Here is a 23,145-nt window from a genome sequence, read left to right as displayed (position 1 = left end):
TCGGTGTTGTTGTTCGGCGAGCGCCGCCGCAAGCGGCACCGACCGACGCTCGGCCGGGCCGACCACCGTGAGAAGGTGGGGTCATGCCACAGCCGGGACCGGTCACCATCGACCCGCGCCGCCATGACGCGGTGCTGTTCGACGCGTCCGACCCCACCCTGGAAGGGCGGCTGCGCGAGATCGGGGTAGGCACCGCGGTCTACACCGAGGACCCGTTGGAAGCGGCCCGGCGACTGCAGGTCCGGCCCGGCCGGTGCGCGGTCGTCACCGCCGACGAAGCCGGCGTCGAGGCCGCGCGCGCCGCCGGATTCGCGTTGGTCATCGGCGTCGACCGGGCGGGCCGGGGCGACGCGCTGCTAGACGCCGGCGCGGACGCGGTGGTCGCCGACCTCCGCGAGGTCGCCGTGCGCACCGGGGACCGCCGGATGTCGCAGCTGCCCGACGCGCTGACCGCCCTGGACGACCTGGCCGCGCGCCGGCCGGCGGTGTTCTTCGACTTCGACGGCACGCTGTCCGAAATCGTCAGCGAGCCCGACGCGGCCACCCCGGTCGCCGGCGCCACCGAGGCGCTGCGGCAGCTGGCCGCGCGCTGCCCGGTCGCGGTGCTGTCGGGCCGCGATCTGGCCGACGTGACGAAACGAGTAGGCGTGCAGGGGATTTGGTATGCCGGCAGCCATGGTTTCGAGCTGACCGCGCCCGACGGCACGCACCACCAGAACGACGCCGCCGCGGCGGCCATACCGGTGCTGGACGCCGCGGCCGGCGAGCTGCGCGAGCGACTGGGCACCATCCCCGGTGTGGTGGTGGAGCACAAGCGCTTTGGGGTCGCCGCTCATTACCGCAACGCCGCGCGCGACCGGGTCGGCGAGGTGGCGGCCGCGGTGCGCGCGGCGGGCCGTCGTGACGGTCTCCGGGTGACCACCGGCCGCGAGGTCATCGAGCTGCGCCCAGACCTGGACTGGGACAAGGGGAAAACGCTGCGCTGGGTGCTCGATCACCTGACCGGCTCCGGCTCGGACCCCCGCACGCCGGTCTATCTCGGCGACGACATCACCGACGAGGACGCGTTCGACGCGGTCCGCGACGGTGGTGTGCCAATCCTGGTGCGGCACTACGAAGACGGGGACCGCGCCACCGCGGCGCGGTTCGCGCTGGACAGCCCCGCGCAGGCCACCGAGTTCACCGCGCGGCTGGCACGCCGGCTGTCCGGTCAGCCCTGAACGTATTCCACGGCGCCGTCGTCGAGCACGACCCGACTGCCGGAGCCCTCGGCCCCCGAAGCCTCGGTGCGGAACACCGCCTTGCCCGGCTCGGTGCGCCAGATCAGCGTGGTCAGCGTCTCGCCGGGAAACACCGGCGAGGTGAACCGCGACTCGATCGAGGTGATGTTGGCCGCGATCCCGCCGCCGAGCTCGGCGACCAGCGCGCGGCCCGCCACCCCATAACTGCACAGCCCGTGCAGGATCGGCTTGGGGAACCCGGCCATCTCCCGGGCGAACCACGGATCGCTGTGCAGCGGGTTTCGGTCACCGGAGAGCCGATAGATCAGCGCCTGGTCCTCCCGGGTGGGCAGCGCGACGCGAGCGTCGGGCTCGCGATCCGGGAATTCCGGTGCGGTCGGCCGCTGACCCGGCTGTCCGCCGAACCCGCCCGCCTGGCGAATGACAAGCGTGGTCAGGGTTTCCGCGATCAGCGCACCCGAGTCCGGATCGGTGCCGCGGCCGCGCAGCATGATGATGGCGTTCTTGCCCTCGCCCTTGTCCTGGATGTCGGCGACCTCGGTGACCACCGACAGCTTCCCCGCGGGCGGCAGCGGCGCGTGCAGCCGAATACCCTGCGATCCGTGTAAGAGCAGGGCGTGGTTGAACGTCCCGATCTTGCCGGCCGCGCCGAAGGCCGGGCAGCAGATCACCGCGTACGTCGGCAGCACCTGCTGGTCGATGCCATGGCTGTTCTCTGTTGTGAACGACAGGTCGTCGACGCCGGCGCCCACGCCGAGCGCGTACAGCATCGTGTCCCGGTCGGTCCACTGGAAAAGCATCGGTTCGGTCACCGCGCCGACGGCACTCGGGTCAATCGCCATCTGAGCCTCCTTCGCAAGTATTTTCTCCACCTAACCATCGCAAACCCTTCCCACCGATGCCGTCGGCAGGGCAGGCTATCTCCCATGCCGAAGCGCAGCTTGGTCTCCAGCGTCTCGAAGGCGGTCGCGGCGCTGGTCGCGGTCGTCATCGTCGGCGCCTGTGGCGGATCACCACAGGCGCGCAGCATCACGGTGACGTTCATCCGGCACGCCCAGTCCGAGAGCAACGTCAGCGGGGTCATCGACACCTCGGTGCCCGGGGTCGGCCTGACCCCCGAGGGCAAGGGGCAGGCCCAGCAGGTCGCCCACCAAGCGGGCCATAAGGACTACGACGGCGTCTACGCCTCCACCATGGCCAGAGCCCAGCAGACCGCGGCGCCGTTGGCCTCCGAGCTGGGTAAGCAGGTCGAGGTGTTGCAAGGCATTCAGGAGATCAACGCCGGCTGGTTCGAGGGCAAGCCGATCGCCCAGGAGGCCGCGACGTATTTGCTGGCCCCGGCGGACTGGCTCAGGGGCGACATGCAGAACAGCATCCCGGGGTCGATCAGCGGCAAGCAGTTCAACGAACAATTCACCGCCGCCATCCAGAAGGTCTACAACAGCGGCCAGCACAACCCGGTGGTGTTCTCGCACAAGTTCGCCATCGAGTACTGGACGCTGATGAACGCGAAGAACGCCAAGAACACGCTGCTGACCAGCCACCCGCTGCCCAACATCGGGCGCGTGGTGATCACCGGCAACCCGATAACCGGGTGGACCCTGGTGGACTGGGACGGCATCCGCGACTTCCACAGTTGACCGCGTGGCGACCGCAAGCGCGGCGTAGCCGGGCGAAGCGGGTCGCGACCATAGGTAGTTGACGCGGGCGGCGGCGAGCCGCCACGATGGCTGCATGCGCTATGTCGTTACCGGCGGTACCGGGTTTATTGGTCGCCGCGTCGTGGGTCGTCTGCTGGCAGCCGAGCCCGATGCGCGGGTGTGGGTGCTGGTCCGGCGGCAGTCCCTGGGTCGCTTCGAACGGCTCGCGGCCGAGTGGGGTGAGCGGGCAAAGCCGCTGGTCGCCGGCCTGCCGGAGCTGCAGCTGACCGACGAGACCATCGCCGAGCTGGGCGGGATCGACCACGTCGTGCACTGCGCGGCCGTCTACGACATCACCGCGGGCGAAGCCGAACAGCGGGCCACCAACGTCGAAGGCACCCGCGCCGTCATCGAACTGGCGCGGCGGCTGGGCGCCACGCTGCACCACGTGTCCTCGATCGCCGTGGCGGGCGACTTCCCCGGCGAGTACACCGAGGACGACTTCGACGTCGGCCAGCGGCTGCCGACCCCGTACCACCGGACGAAGTTCGAGGCCGAGCAGCTGGTGCGGTCGGCGCCCGGACTGCGTTACCGGATCTACCGCCCGGCTGTGGTGGTGGGCGACTCGCGCACCGGGGAGATGGACAAGATCGACGGGCCGTACTACTTCTTCGGGGTGCTGGCCAGGCTGGCGGTCCTGCCCAAGGTGACGCCCATCCTGCTGCCCGACACCGGCCGCACCAACATCGTGCCGGTCGACTACGTCGCCGACGCGCTCGTCGCGCTCATGCGTGGCGACGGCATCGACGGCCGCACGTTCCACCTCACCTCTCCCAAAACCGTTGGGCTGCGCGGCATCTACCGCGGCGTCGCCAAGGCGGCCGGCCTGCCGCCGGCGCGCGGGTCGCTGCCCGGCTCGGTCGCCGCGCCGGTGCTGAAGGTGCGCGGGCGGGCCAGGGTGCTGCGCAACATGGCGGCCACCCAGTTGGGGATCCCGGCCGAGGTCTTCGACCTCGTCGACCTCAAGCCCACCTTCGTCAGCGATCAGACTCGGAAGGTGTTGCGGGGCAAGGGCATTGACCTCCCCGAGTTCTCGGATTACGCGCCCAAGCTGTGGCGGTACTGGGCCGAGCACCTCGACCCGGACCGGGCCCGCCGGGACGATCCGAAGGGGCCGCTGCACGGCCGGCACGTCATCATCACCGGTGCGTCCAGCGGCATCGGCCGCGCGGCGGCGATCGCGGTGGCCGAGCGCGGGGCGACGGTGTTCGCGCTGGCCCGCAGCGCCGACGCGCTGGATCAACTGGTCGCCGAGATCCGCGCGGGCGGCGGCGACGCCCACGCCTTCACCTGTGACGTCACCGATTCCACCTCGGTCGAGCACACCATCAAGGACATCCTGGGCCGCTTCGACCACGTCGACTACCTGGTGAACAACGCCGGGCGGTCGATCCGCCGCTCGGTGATCAACTCATGCGACCGCCTGCACGACTACGAGCGGGTGATGGCGGTCAACTACTTCGGCGCCGTGCGGATGGTGCTGGCGCTGCTGCCGCACTGGCGCGAGCGCCGCTTCGGTCACGTGGTCAACGTCTCCAGCGCCGGCGTGCAGGCGCGCAACCCCAAGTACAGCTCGTACCTGCCCACCAAGGCGGCGCTGGACGCGTTCGCCGACGTGGTCTCCTCCGAGACGCTGTCCGACCACATCACGTTCACCAATATCCATATGCCACTGGTTCGTACGCCGATGATCGCGCCGTCGCACCGGCTCAACCCGGTGCCCGCGATCAGCCCGGAACGCGCGGCCGCCATGGTGGTGCGCGGCCTGGTGGAAAAGCCGGCGCGCATCGACACCCCACTGGGCACGCTCGCCGAGGTCGGCAACTACTTCGCCCCGCGGACGTCCCGGCGCATCCTGCACCAGCTCTACCTGGGTTACCCGGACTCCGCCGCCGCCCGCGGCTTGCCCACCGAACCGGCCGCGGCTGCCCAACCGCGCAAGCCCAGGCGGCCAGTCCGTTCGGTCACCCGCGGCGTCCGGACGCCGCGAGGAGTCAAACGTCTGGTGCGCCTGGTGCCCGGGGTGCACTGGTAGGCCAAAGCGTTTCGGCCGCGCCCGATTGCGGTATTCCGGCGCGATGACCCAGATTCTTTCCGAGCGGCGGGCGGACGCCGACCCTGTGTCCGCCGCGGCCCGCCTGGTCGCCACGACGGGCGCCGCGGTGATGTCCTCGTTCGACGTGACGCGAAGCCTGGGCGTGGGCCACCAGGAGTGGACCCGGTTCGCCCGGCACTGGCAGCAGCTGGGCCCCGACCCCTACGCGGCGGAGCTGGGGGTGCAGCGGCTGCGCCGGTACGGCCAGTACTCCTTTCGCGACGGCGTGCTGCACCCGATGCCCAGGCGCACGTTCGTGCAGCCGGAGGAGTCCAACCCGCTCTACATCGGCAAGGATCGCGACTTCGAGCCGCTGACCGACTCGTTCGCGCGGGATCCGTTGCTGCACAAGGTGATCAACCTGCTGGCCCGGGTGGCGGGGGCCCTGGATGACGTGGCGGACTGGAACGTGAAGGTGCACCCGTTCCGGATTCGGTCGTTAACGGACGAGGGCGGTCATCCGACACCCGAGGGCATGCACCGCGACGGTGTCACCCTGGTCAGCTCCTTGCTGGTCGGGCGGCGCAACGCCATCGGCGGCGAGAGCACGGTGTGCGACTCCGACGGCCGGCAGCTGCTGGCGACGACGCTGGCCGAGCCCGGTACGCTGATGCTGGGCGACGACCGCCGCACCCTGCACGGTGTCTCCCCCATCCGGCCGATCGACGGCTGTCGCCCGGTGCAGCGCGACGTCCTGGTGGTCACCTTCGCCTCGGCCTGGCCGTAGGGTCGCCGCCTGCCTGACGGGCGCCGGTGATCACTTCTGCAACGTGAACTGATTGACGTCGATGTATCCGATCCGGAACATCTCGGCGCAGCCTGTCAGGTATTTCATGTACCGCTCGTAGACTTCCTCGGATTGCACCGCGATCGCCTCGTCCTTGTGGGCTTGCAGCGCGGCAGCCCAGATGTCGAGCGTCTTCGCGTAGTGCGGCTGCAGCGACTGGACGCGACTCACGGTGAAGCCGTTCGCGGTGGCGCGCTCCTGCACCATCTGGATAGACGGTAGCCGCCCACCCGGAAAGATCTCGGTCACAATGAATTTGACGAATCGGGCGAACAGAAACGATAAGGGCATGCCGCGCTCGACCATCTCCGTCGGGTGCAGCCCGGTGATGGTGTGCAGCAGCATGACCCCGTCGTCCGGCAGCAGCGAGTGCGCCAGGGTGAAGAACGCGTCGTAGCGCTCGTGCCCGAAGTGCTCGAAGGCGCCGATGCTGACGATCCGGTCGACAGGCTCGTCGAACTGCTCCCAGCCCTGCAGCAGGATACGGGCGGAACGCGGACTCTGGGACTGGCCGATCAGCCGCTCGACGTGCTCGGCCTGGTTGCGGCTCAGGGTGAGCCCGATGACGTTGACGTCGTACTTTTCCACGGCGCGCATCATGGTGGCGCCCCAACCACAGCCGACGTCGAGCAACGTCATGCCCGGTTGCAGCCCAAGTTTGCCAAGGGCGAGATCGATCTTGGCGATCTGCGCTTCTTCCAGCGTCATGTCGTCGCGCTCGAAGTAGGCGCAACTGTAGGTCTGGGTCGGGTCGAGGAATAGCCGGAAGAAGTCGTCCGACAAGTCGTAGTGCGCCTGCACATCGTCGAAGTGCGGCGTTAAATCAGTGCCCTCGGGCGGCTCCGATGTCGTTGGCATCGTGTCAGCCTAGCCGCCGAGGTAAGTATGTTTGACACAATGAACTCTCCCGTCTTCGTTGACGTCGACACCGGCGTGGATGATGCGCTGGCGCTGATGTACCTGTTCGCCAGCCCTGACGCAGACGTGGTCGGCATCGCCTCTACCGGGGGAAACGTTGGGGTGGAACAGGTTTGCGAGAATAATCTGGGCCTGCTGGAGCTATGTGGGTGCACCGGCATACCGGTTTCGAAGGGTTCCGCGGAAACACTGACCGGTCCGATGCGGCTGCCGTCAAAGGTCCACGGCCCCAGGGGATTGGGGTATGCCGACCTGCCGCCCACCGATCGCCGGCTGACCGACCACGACGCGGCGACCGCCTGGGTGCGCGCCGCACACGCCCATCCCGGTGAGCTCGTCGGCGTGGCGACGGGCCCGCTGACCAATCTGGCGCTGGCGCTGCGCGCCGAGCCGGAGCTGCCGACGCTGCTGTGCCGGCTGGTTGTGATGGGCGGTTCCTACGATCACCGGGGCAACACCACTGCGGTGGCGGAATGGAACATCAGCGTGGACCCCGAGGCCGCCGCCGAGGTCCTTGCCGCCTGGACCCCCGAAGCCGTTGGCCACGAGCGCCTTCCAATCCTGTGCGGCCTGGACCTGACCCGCAAGGTGGCGATGACGCCGGATCACCTCGCCAGGTTGGCGACCGCGGCCGGGTCGACGTCGACGCCGATGAGCGTGGACGACGAGCCCGGCACCCGGTCGACGGCGTCCAACCCGTTGATTCGGGTGATCGAGGACGCGATGCGGTTCTACCTGGAGGCCTACCACGACGTCGGCCATGGCTACCAGGCGCATCTGCACGATCCACTGGCCGCCGCCGTGGCGCTGGACCCGGGGCTCGTCACCACGCGCCCCGCGACGGTGGACATCGAGCTGACGGGGACCCTGACCCGCGCCATGACGGTGACCGATTGGTCGGGGCGGCGAGAACCCAACGTGCTGATCGGCATTGACGTGGACGCGGCGGCCTTCTTCGAGAAGTTCATCGAACGGGTTGGGCACTTCGCGCGCGGGTAAGCCCATACCTCATGAAGATTCGTCTCATCGAAGTCCTCCGCGCGGGTTGGGGCGCCGCGCTGCTGACCGCCCCGTCCCAGGTGCTGGACCACATCCATGGGGTGCAGGTCGATCGCAAGGCGCTGGTCGTCACCCGGATCCTGGGCGGGCGTCACCTCGGGCAGGCGCTGCTGTCGGGAATCGATCCCGGCCCCGAGGTGCTGGCGGCCGGCGTCTGGGTCGACACGGTGCACTCGATCACCGCGCTCGGCCTGGCCGTGGTCGACCAACGCCGGGCTCGCGGCGGGCTGACCGACGCCGTCGTCGCGGCGTCGTGGGCGGCCCTGGGTTGGCGCCACCTGCACGCGGGCAAAGCCCGAACCGACGGCCTCCGCGGGCGCGACCGGTTGGCGCGCACGGTGGTGGGGGCGCTGCCCGGCGGTCGCGGGCTGATGGCGCGGGCGCGGGCGGTACGCACCGGGCGGGCCTGAGGCACAGGCCGTTTGGCCCACGGGTTGTGGGTCGGCCCGCTCGCGCGCGGGCCTGGCTAGAACCCTTCGAGATCCGCGTGCTTGGCGCTCAACACTTTCACGCTCGTCGTGCTAGGGGACGCCAGAAATCGGTGCCGTGCGATCCGTCGTCCCGATGCGATTGGCCCTGGCCAGCACGAGGACGCCGAGCACAATCAAAGCGCCGCCGATCGCGGTGTGGGCCTGGAGGGGTTCGCCGAGCACCACACCGGTTTTCTAGCTTCACGCCAATCTGACCGTCCTACTGCACGCTGACACCGCCCGAATCGCTGTCGCTGGCCGCCAGGACGAAATCGTGGGCTTCGCCATCACAACCTTCAGCTTCGGACTCGAACAAGGGGCCATCGCAGAACTCGAGGACTTGTTGTGGAACCCACGCACGGCGGACAGGAGTCGGCAGCGCACTGATCAGCGACAGCGCCGCCTGGGCCCAATCGCACGGCTGCCGCACCCTCGAGCTCGTCATCGCTCCCAACGGCACCAACGCCGATCAGCTCTTCCGCTACTACTCCCACCACAACTTCACCGACGAGGGCCGAAGACTGCTGAGTCGACATCTCACCCACTAATACAGCACCCAAATCGTGACGCCAGACACGTTGCGGCCCACCGGATAGCACCGTTACTCGTAGCTGCCCTCGAGGTACCAGCGCCGCTGGCGGTAGCACAGCAGAAAGGCCCGCTCGTCCTCCAGCAGGACCTGCGCGCGGGCGGTGCGGCCCCTTGCCACCTCGGGATCCCACCACCGCTCGTCGACCGGCCACGGCCCGGCCCACCAGTCCAGCCGCTCGTCTCGGCCGTGCAGGGTCAGCCGCACCGGGTCGGCGGAGAGCAGCCCCCGGCTCGTCACCCGCACCGGATTGCCTTGCCCGTCAAGCAATTCCACCGGATCATCGAGCAACACCGCCGGTGACGGCTCGGGCAGCCGCCCGGGCCACGGCAGACCCGGGTCGGCCCGTGGCACCGGCTCGTCACCCAGCGGGGCCAACGTGATGCGCTCGGCCGGCCCGCGCCCGCCGGACAGCACCGGCACCCGCACCGCCTCCGGGCCGAGCAGGCCCTGCACCCGCACCAGGGCCCGGCGGGCCCGCAGCCGGTCCTCCTCACCCAAGCCACCCCACAGCGGCAACTGCAGCGCCTCGGCCGACACCACCTCCACCGCCCGCAGCCGCAACAGCGTCACCGGTGCGGTGGGCCGCGCATCGCGCGTCCGGCTGCTCAACCACCCGTCCAGTTGCCAGCGCACCCGGTCGGCGGTGGCGTCCTCGGTCAACGGCTCGGCGCACCGCCATACCCGTTGCAGCCCTTCGCCACCCTCGGTGACGGCGTGAATGGCCAGCCGGGTGCAGCCCACCCCGGCGGCCATCAGCGTCCGGTGCAGCGCGGCGGCCAGCGAGCGCCCCGCGAAGGCCGCCGCGTCGACCCGATCGATCGGCGGGTCGCAGTCCAGCACGGCCTCCAGCTCCTCCGGCGGCTCCCGCCCGGACGGTCCCCGCTCGGGTTCACCGCGCGCCAGCCGGTGTGCGACCACCCCGTCGGTGCCGAACCGGGACGCCACGTCGGTGGCCGACAACGCGGCGAACTGACCGATGGTGCGAATCCCCATCCGCCACAACAGATCCGTCAGCTCTTCCCGCCCCGGACCACACAGGCTGGGCTCGGTGGCGAGCTGACGGATCGACAGCACCGACAGGAACCTGGCGTCGCCCCCCGGCGGGACGATCCGGCCCGCGCGCGCGGCGAAGACCGCGGTGGACAACCGGTCGGCAATCCCGACCTGGCACTCGGCGCCCGCCACCGAACTCACGGCCACCGCGTCGATCAGCCGCTCGGCGGCGTCGGCCTCGGAACCGAAATAGCGGGCCGCCCCGCGCACCGGCAGCGCCAGGAGCCCGGGCCGCAGCACCTCGGCGCGCGGCACCAGGTCGTCCACCGCCGCAATGACCGCTTCGAAGAAGCGGGCGTCGCGGTCCGCGTCGGCGGTGCCGACGTGCAGCTGCGGGCACCGGGCCGCCGCCTCCCGGCGCCGCAGCCCCCGCCGCACTCCCGCCGCGCGGGCGGCCGCCGAACAGGCGATCACCCGATTGGCCAACGTGACCGCCACCGGGGCGGTCGCGGGCAGGCCGGCGGCCGCGGCCGCCGCAACCGCCGGCCAGTCCATGCACCAGATGGCCAGCACGCGGGATGCCACCGGGATTCACCCGGCTCGCGCCCGGGCGGTCACTCGCCGTCCCGCGCACACCCCGCTGACCTGCAGCCGCACCCGGCTGATCCGGCCGAATCCCGGGCGGCGGCCCGGGGTGATCTCGTAGCCACAGACCCGGGCCTGAAGCCGGGTGGGCGCCCCCTGCCAGTCACCGTCGGTGACCAACACGGTGCACCCCTTGTTGCGGGCCCGCGCCACCACCGCCCGCGCCCGGGTCTGTGGCACCCGGCGGCCACCCAGGCCGAGGACCACCAGATCCATGCCGTCGACGAGCACCGCGGCCACCTCCACCGGATCGGTGCCGGGGTCCGGTATCACCGCGACCCGGCTCAGGTCCGCCCCCATCTCCGCGGCGGCCAGCAGCCCGATGTCCGGCTGGCCGACGATTGCCACGTTGCCCCCCGTCGCCGTCACCGCGGCCACCATGCCCAGCAGCAGCGACCGGGCGCCCGAGAGCACCGCCACCGTTCCGCGCGGCAGGGGCGCCGGCAGCGACTCCGCCAGCCACCGCGGCAGCGCCAGCCGGGATTCCGATTCCGGCAGCAGGTCGTCGGCACAAGAGGCTCGGCCGGACGCGGGGCCCGGCGCCTTGCCGGTGATCACGGCCATCCGCCGGCGCAGCGATTCGAGCTGCTCAGCGCGCGTTTCCCGGCGATGATCGGGGGCGAAAGCCGCAGTCATGATCAGCCTCCTACCACCGCTCTCGCACGACTATTTTCGAAAGTATGTTCGACTGATTGAGAGTAAACACCCGCCCTCCGACAACCGTCAAGAAACTAAAGGGGCGGCTTTATGCGATCGATACCGGTGGGGCGGATGGGCCTAAAGAGGCCCGTTCGACGGGACATAAACTGGCGCGACTCCCGTCGGCGCGTCTTCGCAACTGGTTACGTGTCGTGGCCAATCCGGACTGGAAATCACTCCCACTCGATGGTGCCCGGGGGTTTGCTGGTGATGTCCAGTACCACGCGGTTGACCTCTGCCACCTCGTTGGTGATGCGGGTCGAGATGCGCTCCAGCACCTCGTAGGGCACCCGGGTCCAGTCGGCGGTCATGGCGTCCTCGCTCGACACCGGGCGCAGCACGATCGGGTGCCCGTAGGTGCGGTTGTCGCCCTGCACGCCCACCGAGCGAACCTCGCCCAGCAGCACCACCGGGCACTGCCAGATCAGGTTGTCCAGGCCGGCGGCGGTGAGTTCCTCGCGCGCGATCAAGTCGGCGCGGCGCAGGGTTTCCAGCCGCTGCGCAGTGACCTCGCCGACGATCCGGATACCAAGGCCGGGACCCGGAAAGGGTTGGCGCGCAACGATTTCCTCCGGCAGGCCAAGCTCACGCCCGACGGCGCGCACCTCGTCCTTGAACAGCAGTCGCAGCGGCTCGACGAGCTTGAACTTGAGGTCGTCGGGCAGGCCGCCGACGTTGTGGTGGCTCTTGATGTTGGCGGTCCCGCTGCCCCCGCCGGATTCCACCACGTCCGGATACAGTGTGCCCTGGACCAGAAACTCGACCTGAGAGTCACTGTCCCCCACGATGTCTCGCACCGCGCCCTCGAAGGCCCGGATGAACTGGCGGCCGATGATCTTGCGCTTGCCCTCCGGGTTGGTCACCCCCGACAGCGCCCGCAGGAAGGTGTCCGCGGCGTCGACGGTGACCAGCTTCGCGCCGGTGGCCGCCACGAAGTCGCGCTGTACCTGCGCGCGCTCGCCGGCGCGAAGCAGTCCATGGTCGACGAAAACACAGGTCAGCCGGTCGCCGATGGCGCGCTGCACCAGGGCGGCGGCCACCGCCGAGTCCACGCCGCCGGACAGCCCGCAGATCGCGCGCCCGTCGCCGATCTGTTCGCGCACCTGCTCGACCAGCGCGCCGGCGATGTTGGCGGGCGTCCACTCCGCACCGAGCCCGGCGAAGTCGTGCAGGAATCGGCTGAGCACCTGCTGGCCGTGCGGGGTGTGCATGACTTCGGGGTGGTACTGCACCCCGGCCAGGCGGCGGCTCCGGTTCTCGAAGGCGGCCACCGTCGCGCCCGGGCTGCTGGCCACCACGTCGAACCCGTCCGGTGCGGCAGTGACCGCGTCACCGTGGCTCATCCACACCGGCTGGACGCTTGGTAGCCCCGAATGCAGTTCGCCGCCAACCACTTTCAGCTCGGTGCGGCCGTATTCGCTGGTGCCGGTGTGGGCGACGGTCCCGCCCAGGGCCTGCGCCATGGCCTGGAATCCGTAGCAGATACCGAACACGGGCACGCCGAGGTCGAACACCGCGGGATCGAGCTGCGGGGCGCCTTCCTCGTAGACGCTGGACGGCCCACCGGAGAGCACCAGCGCCGACGGCTGCCGGGCCTTGATCTCGTCGATCGACGCCGTGTGCGGGATGACCTCGGAGAAGACCCGCGCCTCCCGGACACGCCGGGCGATCAGCTGCGCATATTGTGCGCCGAAGTCGACCACCAGCACGGGCCGCGGGGAGGGGGTTTCCACGCAGCCAGCTTAGTGGCTAGCGACGACCGGCCGGGCGCGGCGGTGCCTTCGGCCGAGGCGAAGAACGGGCTGATGGTGCGTTCTTCGGCGACGCGAAGACCTCGCCATCGACGCCCTGCTGGACGCCGGGGACTAACGCTCCCGGTCGGCTCGCACCACTGCGCGAGTCGATCGGAGGAGATGCGGCCCGAGGTGTCCTGGTGGGGTCGGAATCAGCCCGTACATTTCTTCGTTGGGAAGGGAGTCTCTTCGTTAGACAGGAGCCGCCCATGAGCAAGGACCCGGCGATAGGCCGGGGTAGCGCCGTCGCCCCGCGAGAACTGGTCACGGTTTCCGGCGAACCGGTCCCGATTCCTGATCCCGACCGACTCGTCCATTTGCAGTTCCGACGCTTCGCCGGCTGTCCCATCTGCAATGTTCACCTGCAGTCGATCGCGCGCCGCCACGGCGAGATCGCCAACGCCGGTATCCGTGAGGTAGTCGTATTCCACTCGACCGACGACGAATTGCGGCAATACGTCGGCGATTTGCCGTTCGCGGTGATTGGCGACCCGGCCAAGGCGTTGTACGCCGAGTTCGGTGTCGGCTCGTCGCCGCGTTCCGTGCTCGACCCCCGCGCGGTGCCGCCGACGGTGGTGGCGATGGCCCGTCCCAGCTATTGGCGAAACCGGGGCGGCATGCCGGTGACCAATCCGCATCCGACCGGCGGCCATCTGGGCCTACCCGCGGACTTTCTCATCGGCTCGAACGGCCGCGTCGTGGCGTGCAAGCGCGGCACCCACGCCAACGACCAATGGACGGTGGACGAGCTGCTGGCGCACGCCTACAGCGCGAACGCCTGACGCATCGCGCCGGCGGCCGCCGGGTCGCCCGTCACAGCGATGCGCCGCAGCGCCGCCTTTCGCTTGGCCTCGCTCGATCCCAGGCGGGCGGTCACCAGATCCGCCGCCCCGCCGGTGATCGTCACCGAGGGTTCGCCGTAGGCAGCAGCCAAGCGTCCCTGTGTCACCGCGAAGTCGAAACGCCGGCCGTCGATCTCGGCCCGGCACGTCGCCTCCAATCCGGCGGCCCGCCCGGAGTCGAAGCCGAGCAGGATCCCGGCCAAGAACCCGTTGAGTGGCGATGCCGGGCCATCATCGATCGGGTCCAGCCGGTCCAGCCCGAACCACGCGACGCTCTGCAACACCGGCAGCACCCGCTGCCAGCCCATGTCGCTGAGCGTGTAGACGGTCCGCCCGATCGGCGCGGGCAGGTCGGCGCGGTCGACGAGCCCCGCGTCCTGCAGTTCTTTGAGCCGTTCGGCCAGCAGATTGGTTGCGATGCCGGGCAACTCGGCGCGTAGGTCGCCGTAGCGGCGGGGGCCGCCGACCAGCTCGCGCAGGATCAGCAGCGTCCACCGCTCGCCCAGGACATCGAGTCCGCGGGCGATCGGGCAGTTCTGGCTGTAGGTCCTGCGCGGTGCCACCAGGCCACCCTACCAAGGCTAGACATCTTTTTCTACTTACTACTTGATTTATTTGTCTATCGACTTTACCATCTTGTTCATGCGTACCGAACCCGTATTGCGGAACCACCCGATCCCCGCGCTCGCCGTCATCTGCCTCGGCGTCTTCGTCATCAGCGTCGACGCCACCATCGTCAACGTCGCACTGCCCACCCTGTCGCGCGAGCTCGGCGCCGACACCGCGCAACTGCAATGGATCGTCGACGCCTACACCCTGGTGATGTCCGGCCTGCTGCTCTCGGCGGGCAGCCTTAGCGACCGCTACGGCAGGCGGGGCTGGCTGAACTCCGGGCTCGCATTGTTCGCGGCGACCTCCGCCGTTGCGGCACAGGTAAATTCGGCGGACGCGCTCATCGCGGCACGCGCCGCCATGGGGGTGGGCGCGGCGGTGATCTTCCCGACCACGCTGGGCCTGATCACCAACATCTTCACCGAACCGGCGGCGCGCGCCAAGGCGATCGGCCTGTGGGCGGCGATGGTCGGCGTCGGGGTGGCAGTGGGGCCGATCAGCGGCGGCTGGCTGCTCGAGCACTTCTGGTGGGGCTCGATCTTCATGGTGAACATCCCGATCGCCGCGCTGGCCATCGCCGGGGGCGCCCTGTTCGTGCCGACCTCGCGCGACGCGGCGGCACCACGCGTCGACGTCCCCGGCCTGATCCTGTCCGCGGCCGGCATCACGACGCTGGTCTACACGGTCATCCAGGCGCCGACCTGGGGATGGACCAACGTCCGGACTGCAAGCGGGTTCGCTTTGGCTGCAACTATCCTCGTCGCATTCGCACTCTGGGAGCGGCGCAGCACCCACCCCATGCTGGACGTCTCGGTGTTCGTCAACCGCCGGTTCTCCGGCGGCAGCCTGGCCGTGACGGCCGGGTTCCTGACGTTGTTCGGCTTCATCTTCGTCATCACCCAGTACTTCCAATTCATCAAGGACTACACCGCTTTTCAGAGCGGGGTGCGGCTGCTGCCGGTCGCGGTCTCCACCGCCCTGGCCAGCATTGCGGGGCCCCGGCTGGTCGAACTGGTCGGCACCACCGCCGTCGTCGCCACCGGCCTGACCGTATTCGCCGCCGGGCTGGCGTGGGCGTCCACGGCCGACGCCGCCACGCCGTACACCCAGATCGCCACACAGATGCTGCTGCTCGGCGGCGGGCTCGGCCTGACCGTTTCCCCGGCCACCGAGGCGATCATGGGATCGCTGTCCGTCGACAAGGCCGGGGTCGGCTCGGCCGTCAATGACACCACGCGCGAACTCGGGGGCACGCTCGGGGTCGCCATCGCCGGCAGCATCTTCGCCTCGGTGTACTCGGGACACCTCGGCGCGTCCGCCTTGACCGGCCTGCCCGCCGAGGCCATGCGGCATTCAATGGCATTGGCGCACCGGGTAATCGAGCAGCTGCCCGCCCAACAAGCCGGCGGCGTCCGCGCCGCGGTCGATCGCGCGTTTCTGGACGGCCTTCAGGTGAGCTCGCTGGTCTGCGCCGGCATAGCGCTGGGCGCCGCGATCGTCGTCGGCTGGTTACTGCCGGCACGTCAAACCGATAGGAAACTCCCATGAGCGACAGCACCTATGTCCTCGGCCACGCCGACGTGGAGGTGCGGCGACTCCTCCTGCAGGGGCGGCTGTACAACGACTACACCGAGCACGCACTGCGACTCGCCGGGCTGCGGCCGGGCATGCGGGTGCTCGATATCGGCTGCGGCCCCGGTGACGTGTCGTTCATCGCCGCTCGGCTGGTGGGCCCGACCGGGCGTGTCCTCGGGGTGGACGCCGCGCCCGCGATGGTCGAGCTCGCCCGCGCCCGTGCCACCGAGCAAGGCCTGCGCACAGTGCGTTTCACACAGGACGCCGTCGATGCGATCACACTGGACGAACCGGTGGACGCGGTGATCGGCCGGCTGATCCTCATGCACCTGCCCGACCCGGCCGGCACGCTGCGGCACCTGAGCTCGTTCGTGCGCCCGGGCGGCGTCGTCGCGTTCTCCGAGAACGACATCACCGCGACGCGCGCCATCCCGGACCTGCCGCTGTTCGGGCGGGTGTCGGCGGGCATCGTCCGCGCGTTCGAGGCGTTGGGCCTGTCCGCGCGGTTCGGCACCACGCTGCACACCGTCTTCACCGACGCCGGCCTGGGCGCGCCGCGCCTGACCCAGGGGACGCCGGTCGGCACCGCCGCCGACGCCGACATCCTCGCCTACGCCGCGGAAGTCTGGCGGTTGGTGTCCCCCGTCGCGGAACAGGGCGGCTTCGTCATCGAGGAGGTGAGCGACATCGACAACTTCGTGCCGCAATTTCAGCGGGAAGCGCTCGCGGCCAACGCCTTCATCACGATGCCCCCGTTGATCACCGCTTGGGCGCGGGTGCGGCCATGAACGACACGATTCCGGACCAGTACTCAACCGGACTGTCGCAGAACAACATCGAGCAGGCGCTGCTGTCCGCCGGAAAGGACCTCGGCCGCCTCGCCCCCACCGATCTGGGCCTGCTGGAAGACTTCCACACCATGGGCCGGGTGGCGACAAGCCAACTCGTAGGCCTGGTCGGCATCGCCGGTGAAAGCAAAGTGCTCGACGCCGGCAGCGGGATCGGCGGCACCGCCCGATACGTCGCCGACCGCTATGGCTGCCGGGTTACCACGGTGGATCTCACTGACGAATACTGCGATACGGCGCGTTGGCTCAATCGCCTTGTCGGCCTCGACGGCCTCATCGACGTTCACCAGGCCGACGTGACCGAATTACCTTTCGCCGACGACACTTTCGACGTCGCCATCAGCCAGCATGTCCAGATGAATGTGGCTGACAAGGCCCGCCTCTACACCGAAGCGCGCCGAGTCCTCAAGGTCGGCGGACGGCTCGCCCTGTGGGACATCACGACAGGAAAACACGGCAGACTCGACTATCCCCTGCCATGGGCCGACCAACCCTCCCGCAGCCATCTGGTCAGCGCCGACGAGTTGCGCGCCGCCGTCGAGTCCGCCGGGTTCGCCGTCGAACGCTGGAACGACCTCACCGAGCAGGCGGCCGCACTCATGCAAACCGTGCTGGCCCAGCCCGCCGGCCCCCTGAGCCTGCACGCCTTCGTCCCCGACTTCCGGCGCAAGGCCGAAAACCTCACCCGCGCCCTGGCCGACGGACGGCTTCGGGCCATTCAGGCGGTGAGCACACGATGAATGCCTTGCGGCCCAACGAGACTGCCGACCAGCGCTACACGATGACGTGGAGCGGCGGTCACGGCGAGGTGAAGTTCTTCCAGCGGTCCGACGGATCCCGGTTGCGTTACTTCACGACGGGGACCGGCCCACCGCTCGTCCTGCTGCACACCGTGCGCACCCAGCTCGACTACTTCCAGCGGGTCGTGCCCGCGCTGTGGGACGACTTCACGGTGTACGCGCTCGATCTTCCCGGAATGGGGTGGTCCGACATCGTCCCCGGCGCGCGCTACGGCGAGCCGGAAACACGCGGCGCCGTCGTCGAATTCGTCGAAACTCTCGACCTGCGTGACGTCACGCTGGCCGGCGAATCGATGGGCGCCGCGCTCGCGTTGTCGGCCTCGATCGAGCTGGACAGCGTGCGCCACGTCGTCGCCTTCAATCCCTACGACTACCCAAGCGGCCTGGAGCGCGGCAACTGGTTCGCCCGGGTGATCGGCGCGGGCGTCCGCCTGCCCAGCTCCGGACCGGTCTTCGCCCGGCTGGAAAACCGCCTCATCCTCGAAGGCGTGCTGGCCGGCGGCTTCGCCGACCGCCACGCGCTGCCGAAGGACTTCCTCACCGAGCTGCGACGCAGCGGACGTCGGCGCGGCTACCCGACCGTGAACCGGGCCGTCATGCGCAGCCTCACCGGGTTCGTCGACGCGAAAGATCGCTACCCGCAGGTGACGGCACCCGTCACGCTGGCCTACAGCGAGCACGATTGGTCGCGTCCGGCGGAGCGAGCGGACGTCGCTCGCCGGCTCGGGAGCGGCGAAACCAGCATTGTGCCCGGCGCGGGCCATTTCTCGGCGCTCGAGCGCCCAGCCGAGATGGCCCGGATCATCCGGCAAAGCACCGGAAGATGAACCGCGCGGCGTCGTGGCTGCCGGTGATGATCCGGCTGACCGCGGTCGGGTACCTGCTCTTCTTCGTGCCCGACCTGGTGTTCGCAATCACCGATCGGGCCAACGCTCTCTTCGACTGGGGCGGTGGCGGCCACCCGATAGCCGTCATGTTCTCCACCGTCTACATCGTCTGGGCGCTGTTCCTGTTCGCCTCGGCGCGGGCCCCGCTCGCCAACCGGCTGTTCCTGGATTTCAATCTCACCGCCAACTCCGCGCACTTCGCCGCCATGTTCGCCATGGCCGTGACCATGCGTGACGAGCGCGAGCACCTGGCTGGCGTGGTCGCGCTCGGACTGCTCACCACTGTGCCGTTGGCGGCCTGCTGGCTTCCGGTCCGGCGCGGGGCGCGTGCCTAAGAGGTGCTGGCGCGCAGGCAGAGCCACGCCGCGTCGGCGAGGACCTCTACATCGCTCGCGCCCGGCGGATCCTTGATGACCCCCAGCAACCAGGAACGCACCAACTCCTGGGCCGGACCCAGCCACAGTGCCTGACTGTGGGCCGGGCTCAGTGGTCGCAAGGTCCCATAGTGGGCGTGTGGGCGCCACCACGAATGCAGTGCGGTGGCGAACCGCTCGTTCAGCCGCGTCAGCTCGCTCTCGGCGGCCCGCAGCACTGCCGGCTCGGTCATCGTGATGAGGAATCGCGCCATCTGGGGGTGATCGACACACCAACGGAGGTGCATATCGACGATGGTGCGCACGGCGGTCTCCGCATCCTCATACCGCCCCAGCTCGGCGAGGAAGGCCTGCTGGTAACGGCTCACGCAGTCGACATAGACCGCGGCCGCGAGCACCTCCTTGCTAGGGAAATGGTGAAAGAGGCTGCCGTTGCTGACCCGCGCGTCGGACTGAATCTGCCGCAACGATGTCGCGTTGAGGCCTTGAACGAGAAACCGATTGAGCGCTGCCTCGATGATCGCCGCCCGGCGGTCGCCGGTGCGAACGGTTGCCGGGGTCGCTGCCATGCTGTTAGAGTACTACTCTAGACAACAAGAGTATTACTCTGGAGACGGCGATGGACCGCGAGCGCACAATCGAGCTGGCAGGACGGCTTCTCGAAGCGTGGAACACCCAGGAAGTCGAACGTGTCGTCGACTGCTATACCGCCGACGTCCGCTACCGCGACCCGAACACCCGCGGCTTTGTGCAGGGTTCCGACGCGATGCGCCGCTACCTGACGAAGCTCTTCGACCGCTGGCAGATGCACTGGACTTTGCGCGAGGCGTATCCGTTGCGCGACGACGAAGGCGCCGCGGTCCTCTGGCGTGCCAAATTCCGTTGCACAGACGACGACGCCGAGGTCGAAATCGACGGTATGGACTTGGCTTTGGCGCGGGGCGATCGGCTGAGCCGCAACGACGTCTACTTCGATCGCGCGGCGTTGGCGCCACTGGCGGAGCACCTGTCGGGCACGTTTGTTCCCCGGTAAGCGCGGACTTTTCTCAGCACCGGGGCGGGCATGGTGAACTGGTAGCGGCCAACAACCCCGACAGTGAGGATCCGCCGTGCTGGGTCTGCCAGAGAAGGTGCACGCCTGTCTGTTCGACCTCGACGGCGTGCTCACCGACACCGCCAGCGTGCACACCAAGGCCTGGAAGGCCATGTTCGACGACTACCTCTGCGAGCGGGCCCAACGCACCGGGGAGGAATTCGTGCCCTTCGATGCGGCCGCCGACTACCGCCTGTATGTCGACGGCAAGAAGCGCGAGGACGGGGTCCGTTCCTTTCTGCAGAGCCGCGGGATCGATCTGCCCGACGGCAGCCCCGACGACCCGCCAGCCGCCGAGACGGTATACGGCCTGGGCAACCGCAAGAACGAAATGTTCCAACGGATCCTGCGCAAGGACGGCGTCGAGGTCTTCGAGGGCTCGCGGCGATACCTGGAGGCGGCCTCGGCGGCGGGGCTGGGAATCGCCGTGGTGTCCTCGAGCGCCAACACCCGCGACGTCCTGGAGATCACCGGCCTGGACCGATTCATCCAGCAGCGAGTGGACGGCGTCAGGCTGCGCGACGAGCACATCGCCGGTAAGCCGGCGCCGGACTCCTACCTGCGCGGCGCCGAGTTGCTCGGCGTCGGCGCCGGCGCCGCGGCCGTGTTCGAGGACGCGATCTCGGGCGTGCAGGCCGGACATGCCGGCCACTTCGGCTTCGTGGTGGGCGTCGACCGAGTGGGTCAGGCCGACGATCTGCGGCGCAACGGCGCCGACGTGGTGGTCACCGACCTCGCCGAGCTGCTGCCGTCATGATCACCGACGAATCGTTTCCCGTCGATCCATGGCATGTCTACGAAACGAAGCTCGACCTGAACATCCTGGCCCAGTCCGAGTCGCTGTTCACCTTGTCCAACGGCCACATCGGGCTACGCGGCAACCTCGACGAGGGTGAGCCCTACGGCCTGCCCGGCACCTACCTGAACTCCTTATACGAGATCCGGCCGCTGCCCTACGCGGAGGCCGGCTACGGCTACCCGGAGGCCGGCCAGACGATCGTCGACGTCACCAACGGCAAGATCATCCGCCTGCTCGTCGAGGACGAGCCGTTCGACGTCCGCTACGGCGAATTGATCTCGCACGAACGGGTTCTCGACATGCGGGCCGGAACGATGACCCGCGAAGCGCATTGGCGCTCCCCCGCGGGCAAGGAGATCAAGCTGGTGTCCACCCGCCTGGTGTCGCTGGCCCAGCGCGGTGTCGCCGCCATCGAATACGTCGTGGAAGCGGTCGGCGAATTCGCTCGCGTGACGGTGCAGTCCGAACTGGTCACCAACGAGGACCAACCCCAGACCTCCGGCGACCCGCGGGTTTCGGCCATTCTGGAGAGCCCGCTGGTGGCAGTCGACCACGAAAACACCGACACCGGAGCGCTTCTCATGCACCGGACCCGCAGCAGCGCCCTGATGATGTCGGCCGCGATGGACCACGAGATCGACGTTCCGGGGCGCGTCGAATTTTCCACCGACGCCCGCGACGACCTGGCGCGGACCACCGTGATCTGCGGGCTGCGCCCCGGACAACAGCTGCGCATCGTGAAGTACTTGGCGTATGGCTGGTCGAGCATGCGTTCGCGTCCGGCCCTGCGCGACCAGGCCGCCGCCGCCATCCACAGCGCCCGCTACAGCGGGTGGCAGGGGTTGCTGAAGTCGCAGCGGGCCTACCTGGACGACTTCTGGGACAGCGCGGACGTCGAGGTCGAGGGCGACCCCGAAGCCCAGCAGGCGGTGCGGTTCGGGCTTTTCCACCTGTTGCAGGCCAGCGCGCGCGCCGAGCGCCGCTCGATCCCGGCCAAGGGGCTCACCGGAACCGGCTACGACGGTCACGCCTTCTGGGACACCGAAGGGTACGTGCTGCCGGTGCTCACCTACACCGCGCCGCATGCGGTGGCCGATGCGCTGCGGTGGCGGGCGTCGACGCTGGACCTCGCCAAGGATCGGGCGGCCGAGCTCGGCCTCAAGGGCGCCAGCTTTCCCTGGCGCACCATCCGCGGACAGGAGTGCTCGGCCTACTGGCCGGCGGGCACAGCGGCCTGGCACATCAACGCCGACATCGCCATGGCCTTCGAGCGGTACCGCGTCGTCACGGGTGACGAGGAGCTCGAAAAGCATTGCGGGCTAGCGGTGCTCGTCGAGACCGCACGGCTGTGGGTCTCGCTCGGTCACCACGATCGGCACGGCGTCTGGCACCTCGACGGAGTCACCGGACCCGACGAGTACACGGCGATCGTGCGGGACAACGTCTTCACCAACCTGATGGCCGCGCACAACCTGCGCACCGCCGCCGAGGCCTGCAACCGCCACCCCGAGGCGGCGCAGGCCATGGGGGTCACCACCGAGGAGACGGCTTCCTGGCGCGACGCGGCCGACGCCGCCAACATCCCCTACGACGCCGGCCTTGGGGTCCATCAGCAATGCGAAGGGTTCACCACCCTGGCGGAGTGGGACTTCGAGGAGAACCACTCCTACCCATTGCTGCTGCACGACCCATACGTGCGGCTCTATCCCGCGCAGGTGATCAAGCAGGCCGACCTGGTGCTGGCGATGCAGTGGCAGAGCCACGCGTTCACCGCGGAACAGAAGGCCCGCAACGTCGACTACTACGAGCGACGCATGGTGCGCGACTCGTCGCTGTCCGCCTGTACCCAGGCGGTGATGTGCGCAGAGGTCGGCCACCTGGAATTGGCGCACGACTACGCGTATGAGGCCGGGCTGATCGACCTGCGCGATCTGCACCACAACACCCGCGACGGCTTGCACATGGCCTCGCTGGCCGGCGCCTGGACGGCGCTGGTGGGCGGCTTCGGCGGCCTGCGCGACGACGAGGGTATCCTGTCGCTGGATCCCGCGCTGCCCGACGGCATTTCGCGGCTGCGTTTCCGGCTTCGGTGGCGCGATTTCCGGGTCACGGTCGACGTCAACCATTCCGACGTCACCTACACGGTGCGCGACGGACCGGGCGGCGCGCTCACCATCCGGCACGCGGGCGAGGAGGTCAGCCTGACCACCGACGCACCGAAAACCATTGCGCTGCGCGAGCGCAAGCCGCTGCTGCCGCCCCCGCAGCAGCCGCGGGGCCGCGCGCCGATGCACCGCCGGGCACTGTCCCGGAAGAAGTGAGC

Annotated in this window: 23 protein-coding genes and 1 pseudogene; 16 read left to right on the top strand and 8 right to left on the bottom strand. The window is 69.3% G+C overall.

Annotation, left to right across the window (positions count from 1 at the left end; translation table 11 throughout):
* Nucleotides 1-83 precede the first annotated feature (83 nt).
* Nucleotides 84-1,220 carry a trehalose-phosphatase gene (otsB, locus tag KXD96_RS08530; RefSeq protein ID WP_260744166.1) on the top strand — a complete coding sequence of 379 codons (1,137 nt, stop codon included), beginning with the start codon at nt 84-86 and terminating at the stop codon, nt 1,218-1,220.
* Here the strand turns inward: otsB and KXD96_RS08525 are convergent.
* Entirely contained in the window at nt 1,211-2,083 is an 873-nt protein-coding gene (locus KXD96_RS08525) for a MaoC/PaaZ C-terminal domain-containing protein (RefSeq protein ID WP_260744165.1), read from the bottom strand. The genes otsB and KXD96_RS08525 overlap by 10 nt on opposite strands.
* Nucleotides 2,084-2,167: 84 nt before the next feature.
* Here KXD96_RS08525 and KXD96_RS08520 point away from each other — a divergent pair, with 84 nt between their 5' ends.
* The 3 genes from KXD96_RS08520 to KXD96_RS08510 all read left to right on the top strand — a co-directional run bounded on the left by KXD96_RS08520 (nt 2,168) and on the right by KXD96_RS08510 (nt 5,763).
* Nucleotides 2,168-2,881, top strand: coding sequence for a histidine phosphatase family protein (locus KXD96_RS08520; protein WP_260744164.1), 714 nt, complete (start codon nt 2,168-2,170; stop codon nt 2,879-2,881).
* 94 nt (nt 2,882-2,975) lie between these two features.
* Nucleotides 2,976-4,976 (top strand): SDR family oxidoreductase, encoded by a 2,001-nt coding sequence (locus KXD96_RS08515; protein ID WP_260744163.1) that lies wholly within the window; start codon nt 2,976-2,978, stop codon nt 4,974-4,976.
* Between the two features lie 43 nt (nt 4,977-5,019).
* Complete coding sequence (locus KXD96_RS08510; protein ID WP_260744162.1) at nt 5,020-5,763, top strand: 2OG-Fe dioxygenase family protein; 744 nt, start codon at nt 5,020-5,022, stop codon at nt 5,761-5,763.
* Between the two features lie 30 nt (nt 5,764-5,793).
* On the opposite strand, the gene cmaA1 is transcribed toward KXD96_RS08510, so the two are convergent.
* A complete protein-coding gene (gene cmaA1, locus KXD96_RS08505; protein WP_260744161.1) occupies nt 5,794-6,681 on the bottom strand; it encodes a cyclopropane mycolic acid synthase CmaA1 in 888 nt (295 codons plus the stop codon).
* A gap of 39 nt (nt 6,682-6,720) precedes the next feature.
* Here cmaA1 and KXD96_RS08500 point away from each other — a divergent pair, with 39 nt between their 5' ends.
* Entirely contained in the window at nt 6,721-7,740 is a 1,020-nt protein-coding gene (locus tag KXD96_RS08500) for a nucleoside hydrolase (protein WP_260744160.1), read from the top strand.
* An 11-nt stretch (nt 7,741-7,751) separates the two neighbouring features.
* Nucleotides 7,752-8,210: a hypothetical protein gene (locus KXD96_RS08495; RefSeq protein ID WP_260744159.1), complete on the top strand. Its 459-nt coding sequence runs from the start codon at nt 7,752-7,754 to the stop codon at nt 8,208-8,210.
* A 111-nt stretch (nt 8,211-8,321) separates the two neighbouring features.
* Here the strand turns inward: KXD96_RS08495 and KXD96_RS08490 are convergent, their stop codons facing one another.
* Nucleotides 8,322-8,456, bottom strand: coding sequence for a hypothetical protein (locus tag KXD96_RS08490; RefSeq protein WP_260744158.1), 135 nt, complete (start codon nt 8,454-8,456; stop codon nt 8,322-8,324).
* Between the two features lie 44 nt (nt 8,457-8,500).
* On the opposite strand from KXD96_RS08490, the gene KXD96_RS28750 reads away from it, so the two are divergent.
* Nucleotides 8,501-8,818, top strand: a complete 318-nt coding sequence (locus tag KXD96_RS28750) for a GNAT family N-acetyltransferase (protein WP_396878737.1) — start codon at nt 8,501-8,503, stop codon at nt 8,816-8,818.
* A 53-nt stretch (nt 8,819-8,871) separates the two neighbouring features.
* Here the strand turns inward: KXD96_RS28750 and KXD96_RS08485 are convergent, their stop codons facing one another.
* The 3 genes from KXD96_RS08485 to guaA all read right to left on the bottom strand — a co-directional run bounded on the left by KXD96_RS08485 (nt 8,872) and on the right by guaA (nt 12,932).
* The gene (locus KXD96_RS08485) at nt 8,872-10,410 is read right to left on the bottom strand and encodes a DNA polymerase Y family protein (protein WP_396878735.1); all 1,539 of its coding nucleotides are present in this window, start codon (nt 10,408-10,410) and stop codon (nt 8,872-8,874) included.
* Nucleotides 10,411-10,446: 36 nt separating this feature from the next.
* On the bottom strand, nt 10,447-11,136 hold the full coding sequence (locus KXD96_RS08480; protein ID WP_260744157.1) for a hypothetical protein: 690 nt from the start codon (nt 11,134-11,136) through the stop codon (nt 10,447-10,449).
* A 236-nt stretch (nt 11,137-11,372) separates the two neighbouring features.
* A complete protein-coding gene (gene guaA / locus KXD96_RS08475; RefSeq protein WP_260744156.1) occupies nt 11,373-12,932 on the bottom strand; it encodes a glutamine-hydrolyzing GMP synthase in 1,560 nt (519 codons plus the stop codon).
* Nucleotides 12,933-13,201: 269 nt separating this feature from the next.
* On the opposite strand from guaA, the gene KXD96_RS08470 reads away from it, so the two are divergent.
* Nucleotides 13,202-13,774, top strand: a complete 573-nt coding sequence (locus tag KXD96_RS08470) for a peroxiredoxin-like family protein (RefSeq protein WP_260744155.1) — start codon at nt 13,202-13,204, stop codon at nt 13,772-13,774.
* On the opposite strand, the gene KXD96_RS08465 is transcribed toward KXD96_RS08470, so the two are convergent.
* Nucleotides 13,756-14,397 carry a helix-turn-helix domain-containing protein gene (locus KXD96_RS08465; protein ID WP_260744154.1) on the bottom strand — a complete coding sequence of 214 codons (642 nt, stop codon included), beginning with the start codon at nt 14,395-14,397 and terminating at the stop codon, nt 13,756-13,758. The genes KXD96_RS08470 and KXD96_RS08465 overlap by 19 nt on opposite strands.
* A 79-nt stretch (nt 14,398-14,476) precedes the next feature.
* Between KXD96_RS08465 and KXD96_RS08460 the strand changes: the two genes are divergently transcribed.
* The 5 genes from KXD96_RS08460 to KXD96_RS08440 are packed head-to-tail and all read left to right on the top strand — an operon-like array spanning nt 14,477 to nt 18,891.
* Nucleotides 14,477-15,994, top strand: coding sequence for an MFS transporter (locus KXD96_RS08460; protein WP_260744153.1), 1,518 nt, complete (start codon nt 14,477-14,479; stop codon nt 15,992-15,994).
* Nucleotides 15,991-16,809 carry a class I SAM-dependent methyltransferase gene (locus KXD96_RS08455; RefSeq protein ID WP_260744152.1) on the top strand — a complete coding sequence of 273 codons (819 nt, stop codon included), beginning with the start codon at nt 15,991-15,993 and terminating at the stop codon, nt 16,807-16,809. Before KXD96_RS08460 ends, KXD96_RS08455 begins: the two co-directional genes overlap by 4 nt.
* On the top strand, nt 16,806-17,609 hold the full coding sequence (locus KXD96_RS08450) for a class I SAM-dependent methyltransferase (protein ID WP_260744151.1): 804 nt from the start codon (nt 16,806-16,808) through the stop codon (nt 17,607-17,609). Before KXD96_RS08455 ends, KXD96_RS08450 begins: the two co-directional genes overlap by 4 nt.
* Nucleotides 17,610-17,614: 5 nt before the next feature.
* Entirely contained in the window at nt 17,615-18,496 is an 882-nt protein-coding gene (locus KXD96_RS08445; protein WP_260744150.1) for an alpha/beta fold hydrolase, read from the top strand.
* Nucleotides 18,493-18,891, top strand: coding sequence for a hypothetical protein (locus tag KXD96_RS08440; RefSeq protein WP_260744149.1), 399 nt, complete (start codon nt 18,493-18,495; stop codon nt 18,889-18,891). The genes KXD96_RS08445 and KXD96_RS08440 overlap by 4 nt, the downstream gene beginning before the upstream one ends.
* On the opposite strand, the gene KXD96_RS08435 is transcribed toward KXD96_RS08440, so the two are convergent.
* Complete coding sequence (locus KXD96_RS08435; protein WP_260744148.1) at nt 18,888-19,499, bottom strand: TetR/AcrR family transcriptional regulator; 612 nt, start codon at nt 19,497-19,499, stop codon at nt 18,888-18,890. The genes KXD96_RS08440 and KXD96_RS08435 overlap by 4 nt on opposite strands.
* Before the next feature lie 50 nt (nt 19,500-19,549).
* Between KXD96_RS08435 and KXD96_RS08430 the strand changes: the two genes are divergently transcribed.
* From KXD96_RS08430 to KXD96_RS08420, 3 genes and pseudogenes are all read left to right on the top strand, one after another.
* Entirely contained in the window at nt 19,550-19,963 is a 414-nt protein-coding gene (locus KXD96_RS08430; protein ID WP_260744147.1) for a nuclear transport factor 2 family protein, read from the top strand.
* Between the two features lie 63 nt (nt 19,964-20,026).
* Nucleotides 20,027-20,780 (top strand): annotated as a pseudogene (locus KXD96_RS08425) (beta-phosphoglucomutase family hydrolase).
* Nucleotides 20,777-23,143, top strand: a complete 2,367-nt coding sequence (locus KXD96_RS08420; RefSeq protein ID WP_260744146.1) for a glycoside hydrolase family 65 protein — start codon at nt 20,777-20,779, stop codon at nt 23,141-23,143. The pseudogene KXD96_RS08425 and the gene KXD96_RS08420 overlap by 4 nt, the downstream one beginning before the upstream one ends.
* The last annotated feature ends 2 nt before the right edge of the window (nt 23,144-23,145 follow it).

This window comes from Mycobacterium sp. SMC-2, from assembly GCF_025263485.1.
Classification (GTDB): domain Bacteria; phylum Actinomycetota; class Actinomycetes; order Mycobacteriales; family Mycobacteriaceae; genus Mycobacterium.
The sequence above is the reverse complement of the archived record's forward strand: the minus strand, read 5'-3'. Positions and strand labels throughout refer to the sequence as shown.